At 68.9% G+C, this 12,414-nt stretch carries 9 protein-coding genes; 2 read left to right on the forward strand and 7 right to left on the reverse strand.

What is annotated here, in order from left to right; translation table 11 throughout:
• The first annotated feature begins 66 nt into the window (after positions 1-66).
• Complete coding sequence (locus tag MT490_RS04265) at positions 67-1,365, forward strand: phospholipid carrier-dependent glycosyltransferase (protein WP_297384575.1); 1,299 nt, start codon at positions 67-69, stop codon at positions 1,363-1,365.
• Between the two features lie 150 nt (positions 1,366-1,515).
• On the opposite strand, the gene MT490_RS04270 is transcribed toward MT490_RS04265, so the two are convergent.
• From MT490_RS04270 to uvrC, 7 genes are all read right to left on the reverse strand, one after another.
• Complete coding sequence (locus MT490_RS04270) at positions 1,516-2,619, reverse strand: glycosyltransferase family 2 protein (protein WP_297384577.1); 1,104 nt, start codon at positions 2,617-2,619, stop codon at positions 1,516-1,518.
• Positions 2,616-3,668 (reverse strand): 3-isopropylmalate dehydrogenase, encoded by a 1,053-nt coding sequence (gene leuB / locus MT490_RS04275; RefSeq protein ID WP_297384578.1) that lies wholly within the window; start codon positions 3,666-3,668, stop codon positions 2,616-2,618. Before leuB ends, MT490_RS04270 begins: the two co-directional genes overlap by 4 nt.
• A gap of 73 nt (positions 3,669-3,741) precedes the next feature.
• Positions 3,742-4,473, reverse strand: coding sequence for a DNA repair protein RecO (gene recO, locus MT490_RS04280; protein ID WP_297384580.1), 732 nt, complete (start codon positions 4,471-4,473; stop codon positions 3,742-3,744).
• Between the two features lie 164 nt (positions 4,474-4,637).
• Positions 4,638-5,567, reverse strand: coding sequence for a GNAT family N-acetyltransferase (locus MT490_RS04285; RefSeq protein WP_297384599.1), 930 nt, complete (start codon positions 5,565-5,567; stop codon positions 4,638-4,640).
• A gap of 5 nt (positions 5,568-5,572) precedes the next feature.
• Positions 5,573-6,529: a polysaccharide deacetylase gene (locus tag MT490_RS04290; protein WP_297384581.1), complete on the reverse strand. Its 957-nt coding sequence runs from the start codon at positions 6,527-6,529 to the stop codon at positions 5,573-5,575.
• 44 nt (positions 6,530-6,573) lie between these two features.
• The gene (locus MT490_RS04295) at positions 6,574-9,348 is read right to left on the reverse strand and encodes a DUF3857 domain-containing protein (protein ID WP_297384583.1); all 2,775 of its coding nucleotides are present in this window, start codon (positions 9,346-9,348) and stop codon (positions 6,574-6,576) included.
• 134 nt (positions 9,349-9,482) lie between these two features.
• The gene (gene uvrC, locus MT490_RS04300) at positions 9,483-11,405 is read right to left on the reverse strand and encodes an excinuclease ABC subunit UvrC (protein WP_297384585.1); all 1,923 of its coding nucleotides are present in this window, start codon (positions 11,403-11,405) and stop codon (positions 9,483-9,485) included.
• A gap of 95 nt (positions 11,406-11,500) precedes the next feature.
• Between uvrC and MT490_RS04305 the strand changes: the two genes are divergently transcribed.
• Entirely contained in the window at positions 11,501-12,247 is a 747-nt protein-coding gene (locus tag MT490_RS04305; protein ID WP_297384587.1) for a methyltransferase, read from the forward strand.
• The last annotated feature ends 167 nt before the right edge of the window (positions 12,248-12,414 follow it).

The raw sequence follows: 12,414 nt of genomic DNA on the forward strand, positions 1-12,414 counted from the left end.
GGAAGCGGCTGTCGTCAACCTCCCCCTCCCTTTCGGGCCGGGAAGCAACAGGCTATCCAGCCCGCCATGCTCGATCGCCTCAAGGCTCTCCAGACCCGTCCGTATCTCGTCGCGCTACTGCTGGGGCTCGCCGCCCAGTTGCTCTTCACGATCCATCTCGACCGGCCGAGCCGGATCATGTTCGACGAGGTCCATTACGTTCCCGCCGCGCATGCGCTGCTCGACCTGGAAGGACCGCGCAACGTCGAGCATCCCCTGGTGGGCAAGGAGCTGATCGGGGCGGGGATCGTATTGTTCGGCGACAATCCGTTCGGATGGCGCGCCTTCACCACGCTCGCGGGCACCGCGACGGTGCTCGGCGCCTTCGCCTTCCTCTGGCTACTGCTCGGCTCGATGCGCGCCGCGCTCGTTGGCGCGGTGCTCACCGCGGTGAACCAGAGCGTCTACGTCCAGGCGCGCACGTCGATGCTCGACATCTTCCTCGGCGCCTTCCTCCTCTGGGCGATGGTGGTGATGCTCTGGGCGATGAAGGGCAGCCCCGTCCAGGTCCGCCGCCGCTGGATCGGCGCGAGCGTGCTGCTTGGCCTCGCGGTCGGCACCAAATGGGCGGCGATCCCCTATGTCGCGCTCGCCGGCTGCGCCTTCCTCGTCATCCGCCTCCGCGATGCGCGGCGGGCCAAGCGCCCGCTCAGATCCGCCTTCCCGGGCACGGACCAGCCGCACTGGCCCGGCCTCGCGACGATCCCCGGCCTGCTGATCCTCGGCGCGGTGAGCATGGCCACCTATTTCGCGACCTTCTTCCCCGCCTTCTTCTACGAACGCGATCCGCTCACCCTCGCCGGGCTGATCCCGCTCCAGAAGGAGATGTACGCGCTCCAGACCCAGGTGCTGGCCAAGCACACCTACCAGTCCGACTGGTGGACCTGGCCGCTGATGATCCGGCCGATCTGGTATTTCTATGAGTGGGACCAAGGCGCCCAGCGCGGCGTGCTGCTGATCGGCAACCCGGTGATCATGTGGGGTGGGCTGGTCGCGGTGCTCGCCTGCCTCTGGGCCTGGCTTCGCGAAAGGGCGATCGGGCCGCTGGCGGTGGCCCTGCTATGGATCGCCAGCCTGGCGATCTACGTCGTCATCCCCAAGTCGCTCGGTTTCTATTATTACTACCACCTCTCGGCGATCTTCCTGTGCCTCGCGCTCGCCGTCGCCTTCCATCACTTCGACCGAGGCCGCAACAAGGGCCGCGAGGAATGGTTCGTCGCGGCCGCGATCGTCGCCTTCCTCTATTTCTACCCGATCCTCGCCGCCTCGCCGCTCGTCGACGCGCAGGGCTTCCGCAAATGGATGTGGTTCCCGACCTGGCCTTGAGCCGAATCTCCTTCTCCCCCTGTGGGAGAAGGAAGGGGCCCGCTCGCGAAGCGAGTGGGAAGGATGAGGGGGATTGAGTCTCACTCCCCCTCACCCTTCCGCCGACTAAAGTCGGCTCCCTCCCTCTCCCACAAGGGGAGAGGGACCTTTCTAATACCGCCCCCAGGTGAAGCGCGACGACAGCGCGAAGTTCCACACCGCCGCCACCGCGATCCCGGCCAGCGCCGAAGCGCGCCAGTCGCCGTGCTGGACGTTGTGGAGGAAGGCCGAGACGCCGACATTCGCCGCCGCGCCCACCGCGCAGACCAGGCAGAAGCTCACCCAGCCGCCGATCAGTTCGCGCGCGCCCTTCAATCGCTGCCCGCGATAGGTGAGCGCGTTGTTGAGGAAGAAGTTGAAGGTCATCGCCACGATCGTCGCGATGATCGTGCCGGTGACGAAGGGCAGGCCCAACAGCCGGAACAGCACGCCGAGCACGAGGAAGTGGATCGCCGCCCCCAGCGCGCCGATCGCCGAGAACATCGCGAACCGCACCGGCACGACCTTGCCGAACATCCGGTCGTAGAGCGCGATCAGATATTCCATCGCGACGACGTGATCGAGCTTGCTCTCGCCCTCGGTGCGGATGCGGAAGGTATAGGGCAGCTCGCGGAACTTGAGCGGGTGCGGCGCCGCGGTCATGATGTCGAGCAGGATCTTGAAGCCGATCCCCGACAGCGTCGGGACGAGGCCGCGCACGATCTCGGTGCGGATCATGAAGAAGCCACTCATCGGATCGCTCAGATCGGCCTTGAGCACCTGCCGCGAGAGCCTGGTCGCGAAGGCGGACTTGGCGACGCGGTCGCGGTCCCATTCGCCGGTGCCGCCGCCCGCGACGAAACGCGAGCCGACCACCACCTCGAGGCTGTCGTCGCCTTCCAGCGCGTCGAGCATCGCGGGCAGGATCGTCTCGTCATGCTGGAGGTCGCCGTCGATCACCGCGACGAACGGCGCCGCGGTCGCGCACATGCCCTCGATGCACGCCGAGGAGAGCCCGCGCCGCCCGATCCGCTGGATCACCCGCACGCGCTTGTCGAGCCGCGCCAACTCGCGCGCCGCCTGCGCGGTGCCGTCCGGGCTGTCATCGTCGACGAAGATCGCTTCCCAGTTGCGCCCTTCGAGCGCCTGGTCGAGCTTCGCGATCAGAACGGGCACGTTCGCCCGCTCGTTGAACGTCGGGATGACGACCGCGAGCTCGAGCAGGTCGGGCGTCACGCGAGCTCCCGCAGCACCGCGTCGCCCATCTCGGTCGTGCTCAGGCTGCCGCCCAGGTCGGCGGTCCGCGCACCCTTGGCGAGCGCGCCCGCGACGGCCTTCTCGATCCGCTGCGCCGAGGCCTCGTCGCTCAGACTGTGCCGCAGCAGCAGCGCCGCCGAGAGGATCGCCGCGCACGGATTGGCCTTGCCCTGCCCAGCGATGTCGGGCGCGCTGCCGTGGATCGGCTCGTACATGCCGTTATCGCCGCTCCATGCGCGCAGCGACGCGGAGGGGAGCATCCCGATCGAGCCCGCGCACATGCTCGCCTGGTCGGAGAGGATGTCGCCGAACAGGTTGCCGGTGACGATCACGTCGAATTCACTGGGGCGCCGGACGAGCTGCATCGCGGCGTTATCGACATACATGTGCGTCAATTCGATTTCAGGATATTGCGTGCTCATTTCATTGACCACGTCGCGCCACAGCTGCGAGGTCTCGAGCACGTTCGCCTTGTCGACCGAGCAGAGCTTCTTCTTGCGCCGCTTGGCCATCTCGAAGCCGACCCGGGCGATGCGCTCGACCTCGGCCTCGTCATAGCTCATCACGTCGAAGCCCTGGCGCAGGCCTTCGACGTTGGTGCGCCGGCCCTTCTCGCCGAAATAGACGTCGCCGGTGAGCTCGCGGACGATGACGATGTCTAGGTTGGCGACCACCTCGGGCTTGAGCGGCGATGCGTCCTCCAGTCCGGGAAACAGCGTCGCCGGGCGGAGATTGGCGAACAGCCCCAGCTCGCGCCGGATGCCGAGCAACGCCGCCTCGGGGCGCAATTGCCGTTCGAGCGCCTCGAAGCGCGGATCGCCGATCGCGCCGAACAGCACCGCATTGGCGCGCTTGGCCAGCGCCAGCGTTTCAGGCGGAAGCGGCCGCCCCGATACGAGATAGGCCGCGCCGCCGACCGGCGCCTCCTCGAACTGCAGCCCGAGATCGAGCGCCTCGAGCACGCGGCGCGCCTGGGTGGTGACTTCGGGCCCGATCCCGTCGCCGGGCAGTACAGCAATCAGCGGCATTGAGTTTCCCTATATTTCCCCTCCCTGCTCGCAGGGAGGGGAGTTCGGCGCCGCTTTGCCCACACCTTCCCCGTTACGCAACCGCCCGCATCAACCGGTCGACCAGCCGCGCGCGCGCCGCGACGATCTCGGCGCCCTTGCCGATCAGCAGGTCGCGCTGGAGGAAATGGCCGGTGAGCCGCAGCCCGTCGACGATGTCGTCCCATTCCGCCGCGCCGCCCGCGATCAGGAAGGGCGGCAGCCGCAGCAACTGGCGCTCATAGCCCTCCGCGCCCACGCGGCTCACCGCGACGCCGCTCTTCGGGCTCACGAACGCGAGATCGTCGTTGCGCCCCGTCGCCGCGCAGCGCCCCAGGTCGAGCCCGAAGCCGAGCTCGGCGAGCAGCAGCAGCTCGTAGCGCACCAGCGCCACCGACCAGCCCCGCGCGGCCGGCGCCGCCTCGATCGCCGAGAGCACGCCGTCCAGCGCCGAATAGAGCCGCGGATAGGGCTGGGCGTCGGGCAACGCTGCGGCGGTGAGCGCCGTCGCCCATTGCAGCGCCGCCGCGGGCAGCGGCTCGCCGAACAGGGGCGCGTGGCTGTGGATCAATTCGACGGTGAGGCTCGCGAGCTGCTCCTCGGTGCGCGACCGCCATTCGCCGAGGATGAGGTTGGACGGCTGCAGCACCGGCCGCAGCGCCCGCGAACGCCCGCCGCGGACATAGCCCGGCTGGAGCCCGTCGCTTTCGGTCAGCGCGCGCACTACCGCCCCATGCTCGCCATGCGCACGGACGCTGAGGAGAATGGCTTCGGCGCGCAGATGCATGGGGAGTCCTACCAAATCCTCCCCGGAACGGGGAGGGGGACCAGCCGCAGGCTGGTGGAGGGGGCCCGCCATCCGCGAGCGCATTGCTATGAGGAGAGCGGGGCCCCCCTCCACCACGCCACTGCATGGCGCGGTCCCCCTCCCCGTTCCGGGGAGGATTTAGTTCACCCCCGCCGCAGCCGCTTCGCGAAACCCGAAAGCCCCGCACCCTGCACGGCCCGCTTCACCACAGCCACCGCGCCGTTGAACCCGCCCAGCGCCGCCATCACCGCCCGATTCCCCAGCGTCGGCCGCAGCAGCAGCAGGTCGACGCACGCCACCCCGCCGGTGGCGAACTGGCGCTTGTGCTGGCCCTCTCCCTCGGTGAAGTCGAACGCGGCGAAGCGCCCTTCCCCGAACAGGTCCTGCATCGCCTCGAGTTGGAGCACCGCGCCGGGCGACCAGTCGTTGAACCGGGGATCGTGCCCGACATGGGCGTAGATCACCGTCTCGCCCTGGATCGGGCAATAGAGATAGGCCGCCGGCTCCCCCGCGATGTAGAGCAGCCAGGCACGCACCTGGTCGGCCGCGGCGAGCGCCCGCATCACTTCGAGGAACTCGGCGCCGTTGGGAAGTCCCGACCCCAGCAGCCGCTCCTGATAGGTCGTTGCCGAGATCGCCCGCGCCTCCGAGTGGAACGCCGCCAGTTCCTCAGCCGTCCGGAAGCGCCGCACGTCGAGCTGCCCGCCCGAGGCGCCCGCGATCCTCTTCGCCTTGCGCTTGAGCCCCTGCCGCGCGTTCGACGACAGGCCGGCGAGCCACGCATCGAAGCCCCCGACGAAATCGAGATGATAGCGCGTGTAGCGCTGGCGCACGAAGGGCAGCATGCCCCCCGCCGCGGCGGCGAGCGCAGCCATCCGGTCCTCGGGCAGCGACGTCACCGAATAGCCGTCCGCGGCGCGATCGAGCGGCGGCAGCGCGGGCACCGCGCCGCGCCGCGCCTCGGCGAGCGTCAGCGGCACGCGGACCAGCGACCGCCGCACCGCCAGCAGCGTCCGCGCGCCGATCTCGAACTTGAGCCGCACCGGCTGCGCCTCGGCCGCCACGTCACGCATCGCGTTCACGCCGCGCGCTCCTCGACCCAGTTCGACCAGAGCTGCTCGGCCTGGCGCAGCCGCGTGCGCAGCATGCTGGGCCCGAGCGGCGCATCGTCCCGCCCCAGCGCCAGTGCCGGCCGGTCGCCGAAATGCGCGGTCTCCAGCACTTCCCGCCGTTCCGCGAGCATCCGGCAAAGCGCCTCGAAGCGGCGGACATGCACGGCATTGGCGCGGGTGCCCGCGCGGTTGGCGAGCTCGAAGCCGTGGCTCACCACCGTCACCGCGGCGTGCTCCGCGCGCACGGCGTGATCGAGCGCCGCCTTCATCTCGGCAGCCGAGAGCGCGCAGATCTGGAAGTGGCGCAGATGCCCCCTCTGGTCCTCGATCAAAGTCACCGGCACTTCGATCACGCCGCGATGCGCGATCGGCGCGATCTGGCGCGGCGCGAGGCTGATCGCGCTCGGCCAGGGATGCTCGGAGCCGTTATGGCTCGAATCATAGGTGAATTCGAGCTGCGCGAGCGCCGCGAGCGTGTCGTCGCTCGCCGAATAGGATCCCGATCGGAACGCGATCGGATCGGGCGCGCCCGCCGCCGTCAGCATGTCCGCGGCGCCCGCGATCAGCTCGACCTGTTCGGCCAGGCTATAGTCGATCAGCTCGAAGGGCCCGTAGGTCGCCCCCCTGTCGCCGGCATGCGCGCCTGTCCAGTTGGGATGGAGGTGCAGCTGCACTTCCTGCCCCGCCTCGAGGATCGATCCCACCACGCGCCGGATCGGATCGAGCCCATAGACGAGCGCCGGCATCGGATCGACGAAGAAGCACGCCTTCAGCCCGTGCGCCGCCAGCTGCGCCAGCTGCCAGCCTATCCCCACGCCCGCCGGCTCCAACGAGCGCTGGACAATGGTCTCGGCGTCGTGCCCGGCGGTGTGGTGGCGCCACATCAGCTCGGTATCGACGGTCAGGAAGACGCGGGTCGGCATGCTCCCTCCCCTAGCGGCGCGGAGTGAAGAAACTCCCAACCGCGCTACGGCTTGATCCCATAGCGCTTATAGTCCTCGTCGATCCGCGGCGCGATCATCCGCGCGGCGGCGAGATCGGCATCACCGCCCTCGGCGCCGGTCCGCTTGCGGATGAGGCCGCGCATGTAGAGGCTGGCGGCCATGTCGGGCACCTGCTCCAGCGCCGCGTCGAAATCCGCCAGGGCATCCTCCATGCGGCCGAGCCGGAAATAGACGAGGCCGCGGCTGTCGAGGATCGACGCCGGCTGCTCGCTCAGCTCGATCGCCTTGGTGCAGTCCTTCAGCGCGCTGTCGAGCGCGAGATTGCCGGTCGCCTTCAGCCAGCACCGCGAATTGAGCAGATCGGACTTGCCCGGCGTGGCGGCGATCACCTTGTCGAGCAGCGCGATGCCCTCGTCCACGCGTCCGTCGTCAGCGAGCAATGTCGCCTGCCCGTTCAGATAGCTGTTCCTGTCGTCGCCGCCCTGGTCGGCGCGCTCGGCGAGCATCGCCAGCCCCTCGTCGCGCTTGCCCTGCTCGGCGAGCAGGCTCGCCACGCTTCCGACCGCCGAAGCCGAACCCGGATCGATCTCCAGCGCCGCGCGCGCATCGGCCATGGCGCGGCTGTCGTCCTTCAGCGCCGAATAGAGCCGCGAGCGCCACAGATAGCGATCGGCGGTCGGCTCGAGCTCGATCGCCTTGGTCAGGTCCGCGATGGCGCCCTTGCGATCGTAGATGCGGTCGAGGAACCAGGCCCGATCGGAATAGCTCTCCGCCTCGTCGGGCTTCAGCGCGATCTGCTTCGCATAGACCGCCAGGATCGGATCGAGCGTCTTGCCGCGCCGCGCCGCCTCCAAATGCCGGAAGAGCGGCGGATGATCCTTGGGCGCGAGCGCCTTGAGCAGCCGCCCCTTGGCCTGCGTCACCTGCGCGCGCGTCGCGGGGATATCGGCCGGCAGGACTTCGGCGATGCCGGTGGTGGTGCGGTCATCCGCCGTCAGCCAGCCCCCTTCCAGCTTCACCTCGCGCTTGAGCGCCACCCCCGCCAGCATGGCCGGCAGCGTGCGATCGCCCTCGACCTCGAAGCCCGCGCCGCCGTCGGGCAGGCGGATCCGCGTGCGCACGCGCGTATCGGCATAGCCGCCGCTGCTGACCGGGATCTCGCGCCATGCCGGGCGCGCCCGATCGGGCGAGAACTCGATATTGGAAACGGCATTGTCCAGCCCGACCCGGTAGCGGCCATTCTCCTTCGACCATTCCGGATAGGTGATGCCCGAAGCGGTCACCACCGCGGTGGCGCTGGCCTCGTCATATTTGAAGCTGCGCTCGACGGTCTCGGGCGCGTTCAGGAATCCGTTGACGATATTGTCGATGCCTTCGTCGAGTTCGTCCTTGCCCGTCTGGGCGCTCACGACGCGGAGCGCCTCGGCGCCTGCCCCCCGCACCGTCACGCGCACGGTATAGGGCATCGGGAAATGGATGCCGGCGCGGCCGTCCAGCTCGATCTCGGCGTCGGTCATCGGCCGGGCATTGGGCCGCATCGGCATGTCGATCAGCCCCGCGCCTGCTTCCCGAAGCGGAAGTGCATGGCGGAAGGGCGGCACGTCGCCGAGGTCCTCGAGACGCGCGCCGCCGCCGGTACCGTCCAGCCACAGCGATTCGCCGGCGATCCTGGCGTGGACGATCACATGGTTGAAGGCGCCGGGCATGGGCAGGCGCTGCGGGAGCAGGTCGCCCAGATCGGTGCTGACCACCACCGCCTCGGCCTCGACCCCCAGCGCACGGAGCATCGCGAGCAGCAGCAGCGTCTTGGCCTTGCAGTCGCCATAGCGCGCCGACCAGGTCTGCGCGGGCGATTGCGGCACATAGTCGCCGTTATCCATGCCCTTGAAGAGATAGCGGATCTTGTCCTGCACGGTCTGGAGCGCCATCGCCGCGCGCCGGCGCGGGTCGGTGGTGGCCGCCGCGATCCGCGCGACTTCGGCCGCGATCGGCCCGTCGGGCGCGATGCTGCCCTCGGTGCGATAATGCGCCGCCATGTCGCGCGACAGATCGGCCCAGTCGGCATAGTCGGTCGCGTCGAGCATCGTCACCGGACGGAAGCGCAGCGGGGCATCGCCCGGCAGCTCGGCCGGCTTGGCGATCGGCATCTCGATCAGCAGTTCGTTATAGCCGTCCGGAGTCGTCACCGGCCGGACGTCGGGGAGCTTGCTATAGGCGCGCCAGCGCAGGTCCATCCCCTTGGGCCAGAGCAGCCGCGCCCGGCCGAACTGCAGCCGCATCGGCGCGGGCAGCAGCCCTGCCGCCGATTGCACATGGCCGTGCAGCGCCGGATCCTTGCGCGTCACCGAGAAGCTGACGCGCAGCACGTCGCCCACGCGCAGCCCTTCGACGGGCAAGGTGGCGGTGAGCATCCCGTTCAACGTCGCCCGTTCGAGCTGCTGCTCGCGCTGGAGGACGTTCAGGCCCTTGCCGCCGGCCAGCGCGTCGATACGCTCGGCGCCGCGGATGATCTCGATGCGGTGGATCGTCAGGTCGCCCTTGGCGGGATCCCAGGGCAGCGGGATCGTGCCGGCCTGCGTCAGGACCTGGGGCGAGGCGATGCGCATCGCCATGTCGGCATAGACCCAGACCTGCCCCTTCTCGAAGCGCTGCTGCTGGTCCATCACCAGCAGGATGGGATCCGCGTCGCCGAGCTTCGAGACGTCGATCGGCGGCGCGGGCTTCACCCAGGCGGGCGCCGGCTGGTAAAGCGGCTTGTCGCCGGCCCATGCCAAAGCCGGGACGCACGCCAACGCCACCGCAACACTCATTTCCCGCAACATGAAAGCCCCCGCTTGATTGCGGACGACCCTAACGCGTTTCCCGAGCCACTCAAGAGTGGTTCAGGCGAGATTTCGGTGCAAATCCAGTGCAGAAAGCGCCGAGGCCGCCCTCAGCGCGAATGATAGAAGTCGTAGACCTGCTGCGCCACCGCCGCCGACACGCCCGGCGCCTTGCGCAGGTCCTCCAGGCTCGCCCCGCGCACCGCCCGCGCGGTGCCGAAGTGCATCAGCAGCGCCTTCTTGCGCGCCGGGCCGATGCCGGGGACTTCGTCGAGCGGGCTAGCGCCGATCGCCTTGGCGCGCTTCTCGCGATGTGCGCCGATCGCGAAGCGGTGCACTTCGTCACGCAACCGCTGGAGGTAGAAGAGCACCGGCGAATTGACCGGCAAGGTCAGCTCGCGCCCGTCCATCAGGTGGAAGACCTCGCGCCCGTCGCGGCCATGGTGCGGGCCCTTGGCCACGCCGACCAGGCAGACGTCCTCGATGCCCAGGTCCTCGAGCACGCCCCTGGCCGCGTTGAGCTGCCCGCGCCCGCCGTCGATCAGCACCAGATCGGGCCAGGTGCCGCCCTGGCGATCGGGATCCTCGTCCTGCGCACGCGCGAAGCGGCGACCGAACACTTCGCGCATCATCGCGAAATCGTCGCCCGGTACGGTCTCGGCGCGCTTGATGTTGAATTTCCGATACTGGTTCTTGCGGAACCCCTCGGGCCCCGCGACGACCATCGCGCCCAGCGCATTGGTGCCCTGGATATGGCTGTTGTCGTAGATCTCGATCCGCTCGGGCGGCTCGGGCAATTCGAAGATGTCGGCGACCTCGGCGAGCAGCCGTGCCTGGGTCGTGCTCTCCGCCATCCGCCGGTCGAGCGCCTCCACTGCGTTGCGCTGCGCCTGTTCGAGCAGCCGGCGGCGCGGCCCGCGCTGCGGCACGCCCAGCGCTACCTTGTGCCCCGCACGCTCGGCCAGCGCCTCCGAGAGCAATTTTGCCTCCTCGAGATTGCGGTCGACGAAGATCGTCTTGGGCGGCGGCACTTCCTCGTAGAACTGCATCAGGAACTGGCTGAGCACTTCGTCCTCGGGCACCTCGGCGGTGTGCGCGGGGAAGAAGCTGCGATGCCCCCAATTCTGCCCGCCGCGGATGAAGAAGGCCTGGATGCCCATCACCCCCTGCTTGCACGCCAGCGCGAAGATGTCGGCGTCGCCCACCCCCTCGGCGTTGATCGCCTGGCTGCCCTGGATGAAGGTGAGCGCCTTCAGCCGGTCGCGCAGGATCGCCGCCAGCTCGAAATCGAGATTGGCCGCCGCCGCCTGCATCTGCTCGCCGAGCTTGGCCTGCACCTTGGTCGACTTGCCCTGGAGGAAGTCGCGCGCGTCGCCGACCAGTTCGGCATAGCCCGCTTCGTCGATCCGCCCCACGCACGGCGCCGAGCAGCGGCGGATCTGGTAGAGCAGGCACGGGCGATCCCGAGTGGCAAAAAAGCCGTCGGTGCAGCTGCGCAGCAGGAACAGTTTCTGCAAGGCGTTGAGCGTCTTGCGCACCTGCCCCGCCCCCGCGAACGGCCCGAAATAATCGCCCTTGTAGCGCCGCGCCCCGCGATGGAGCTGGACGCGCGCGAATTCATGATCCTGGCGCAGCAGGATGAAGGGGAAGCTCTTATCGTCGCGCAGCAGCACGTTGTAGGGCGGCCGGTAGCGCTTGATCAGCTGCGCCTCGAGCAGCAGCGCCTCGGCCTCGTTGTTGGTGGTGACGATCGTCATCGACCGCGTCTGCGCCACCATCCGCTGGAGCCGCTTCGACAGCCGCATGACCTGGGTATAGTTGGTCACCCGATTCTTGAGCGCGCGGGCCTTGCCGACATAGAGCACGTCGCCGCGCGCATCCTGCATCCGGTACACGCCGGGGCGCGCGGGCAGCGTCTTGAGCACGTTGCGGATCGCCGCGACACCCGCGTCGAGATCGGGAGCCCCTTCGCCGCGCACGGCATAGGTGGCCTTTTCCTCGTTGAACCGGTTGGGGGAATTGGGGTCGGACATGCGCGGCCTCGATTTAGGCGCGCCCGCGACTCCGGGCAACTTGAACGGTCACATTAACGTGTCATAGTAGGCTCAAACACCGTGGGAGAGTCGCCATGAAACTGCTCGTCGCCACCGCGCTGCTCGCGCTCGCCGCGCCCCTCGCCGCTTCGGCGCAGACCGTCCCCGCCTCCATCCAGGCCGCGCTCGCCGATCCCGGCCGTCCCGCCGCCGACAAGGAGCGCGACGCCGCGCGCCATCCCGGCGAACTGCTCGCCTTTGCCGGCATCAAGCCGGGCGACAAGGTCGCCGACTTCATCATGGGCGGCGGCTATTTCACGCGCATCCTCGCCAAGACCGTCGGCGACAAGGGGCGCGTCTACGCCTATCAGCCCGCCGAGTTCATCGCCTTCCGCGCAGCCTATGCCGACGAGCAGAAGGCCGCCGTGGCCGGCTATGCCAATGTCACGCCGCTCAGCGATTCGCTCGGCACCGTGAAATTCGCCGAACCGCTCGACGCGATCGTCACCGTGCAGAACTGGCACGATCTCCACCTGAAGCAGTCGCCCCCCGGCTTCGCCGCGTCGATGGCCAAGCGCCTCTACGACGATCTCAAGCCCGGCGGCGTGCTGCTGGTGGTCGACCACGTCGCCGCGACGGATCCCGGCTTCGCGGTGCCCGACAAGCTCCACCGCATCGATCCTGCCGCCGCCCGCGCGGAGATCGAGAGCGCCGGCTTCAAGTTCGACGGGAGCCTGCCGCTGCTCGCCAACCCCGCCGATCCGCACACCGCGATCGTGTTCGATCCGTCGATCCAGGGCAAGACCGACCAGTTCGTCTACCGCTTCCGCAAGCCGCGCTGATGAGGGTCTAGGACGTATCGACATTCAGCTTCTATTCTCCCTCGCCCCCTGCAAGGGGGAGAGGGTTGCGCAGACTTAGGCCTTGCGAAGCAAGGTCTTAGTCGGAGCTGGGTGAGGGGGTGCGGCTGCGCAGCAGCCGCGCGGAGCTGCGCTCCGCTCTACCCCTC

The organism is Sphingomonas sp., assembly GCF_026460985.1.
Taxonomy (GTDB): Bacteria; Pseudomonadota; Alphaproteobacteria; order Sphingomonadales; family Sphingomonadaceae; genus Sphingomonas.

What these genes read in the sequence shown, in the direction of transcription:
- MT490_RS04265 (WP_297384575.1), top strand. Translation starts at nt 67, where the DNA reads ATGCTCGATCGCCTCAAGGCTCTCCAGACCCGTCCGTATCTCGTCGCG.
- leuB (WP_297384578.1), bottom strand. Translation starts at nt 3,668, where the DNA reads ATGCCGCTGATTGCTGTACTGCCCGGCGACGGGATCGGGCCCGAAGTC.
- recO (WP_297384580.1), bottom strand. Translation starts at nt 4,473, where the DNA reads ATGCATCTGCGCGCCGAAGCCATTCTCCTCAGCGTCCGTGCGCATGGC.
- MT490_RS04285 (WP_297384599.1), bottom strand. Translation starts at nt 5,567, where the DNA reads ATGCGTGACGTGGCGGCCGAGGCGCAGCCGGTGCGGCTCAAGTTCGAG.
- MT490_RS04290 (WP_297384581.1), bottom strand. Translation starts at nt 6,529, where the DNA reads ATGCCGACCCGCGTCTTCCTGACCGTCGATACCGAGCTGATGTGGCGC.
- uvrC (WP_297384585.1), bottom strand. Translation starts at nt 11,405, where the DNA reads ATGTCCGACCCCAATTCCCCCAACCGGTTCAACGAGGAAAAGGCCACC.
- MT490_RS04305 (WP_297384587.1), top strand. Translation starts at nt 11,501, where the DNA reads ATGAAACTGCTCGTCGCCACCGCGCTGCTCGCGCTCGCCGCGCCCCTC.